This is a genomic window from Bacillus sp. 05T31, assembly GCF_056396725.1.
In genome coordinates this window covers 1-1463 of sequence record NZ_JBFTMA010000887.1, presented here as the reverse complement: position 1 = coordinate 1463, position 1463 = coordinate 1, and the positions used below count along the sequence as shown (strand labels likewise).

2 protein-coding genes are annotated in these 1463 nt (G+C 35.0%); both read left to right on the top strand.

Translation table 11 applies throughout. From position 1 onward, the window contains the following. On the top strand, positions 1-922 hold a 922-nt coding region (locus AC1DJR_RS29570; protein WP_477004213.1), incomplete at its 5' end, for an MATE family efflux transporter. Between the two features lie 12 nt (positions 923-934). Further along, on the top strand, positions 935-1463 hold a 529-nt coding region (locus AC1DJR_RS29565; RefSeq protein WP_477004212.1), incomplete at its 3' end, for an SAM-dependent methyltransferase.

The window sequence follows — 1463 nt, the reverse complement described above, 5'->3', positions numbered from 1 at the left end:
TAAAAAAGGGATTGTTCGAATCCTTTTTTGGCAGGGATTAGCGATTTGTGTTAGTAATTTAGTCCTTATTTTTATACAAATGGCGGATTCTATTTCCTTGTATACTTTGCTTATTCGTGCGGGAGAGCAAGTTGAAAATGCAAAGGTACTAAAAGGTGTTTATGATAGAAGTATCCCACTTATGCAATTAGGTACTGTTGTGACAACTTCTTTCTCATTGTCACTTATTCCTATTATTACAGCGGCGAAAGAAAGAGGAGATCTTTCATTTATTCAAGAAAAAGTAAAGTTAGCAATGAAAATAACATTTGTTATTGGATCTGCAGCTGCTATTGGATTAACTTGTATTATTCAACCTACAAATATTATGTTGTTTGAAAATAGTGATGGATCAGATGTGTTATCGATTTTATCTTTATCTATTTTATTTAGTTCATTGTCAATTACAACTGCTTCCATTTTGCAAGGAGTGGGACAAACATTAAAACCAGCAATATTCGTTGTATTTGGAGGTTGTTTGAAGTTAGTTTTAAACTATATATTAATGCCGTATTTTGGTGTAAAGGGAGCTGCAATTGCAACTTTAGTTGCGCTTATTGTAATTGCCTTGCTAAATAGTGTGTTACTTATGCGAGCTGTATCGGAGACGCTTATTAATAGGCGGAATATGTTAGGTGTAGCTATTAGTGGTATCGGTATGGGGTTTGTATTAATAATCTTTATGCGTATGTTACGAATGTCCGGATTAGTAATTGATACAGGACATAGAGGAATTGCGACGCTTGAAGCGCTGTTAGGTGTAGCTATCGGTGGATTAGCATATATGTTTTTAATTTTAAAATTACGTGTATTTACAAAAGAAGAATTAGGAACCGTTATGAAACAAGAGAAAAAAGAAGGTTCATTGAAGAAGAGTGGATAGAGGTGACTGGTTGTGAGTGGAATCATTACTATTTTAGGATTAGGTGCTGGTGAGTTAGATCAGTTAACGATGGGTGTATATCGAAAGATAAAAGAAGCAGACCATATGTTTGTTAGAACGAAGGAGCACCCAGTTATAGAAGAATTGGAGAAAGAAGCTATAAAGTATACGGCCTTTGATAATGTATATGAGGCACATGATACATTTGAAATCGTATATGAAACAATTGCGAATACATTGCTAGAACAAGCTAAAGGCGCAGAAATTATTTATGCTGTTCCAGGTCATCCGCTTGTAGCAGAAAGAACAGTTCAGCTACTTTTGGAAAAAGGAGAAGCAGCAAATATTGAAGTGCGAATTGAAGGTGGACAAAGTTTCCTTGATCCGATGTTTGCAAGTCTAAAAATTGATCCGATTGAAGGGTTCCAATTAATTGATGCTACATCATTTGAAAGAGGACAATTAGAATTACGTCAACATTTAATCTTTTGCCAAGTGTATGATGCATTCGTTGCTTCAGATGTGAAGCTAACGTTAATGG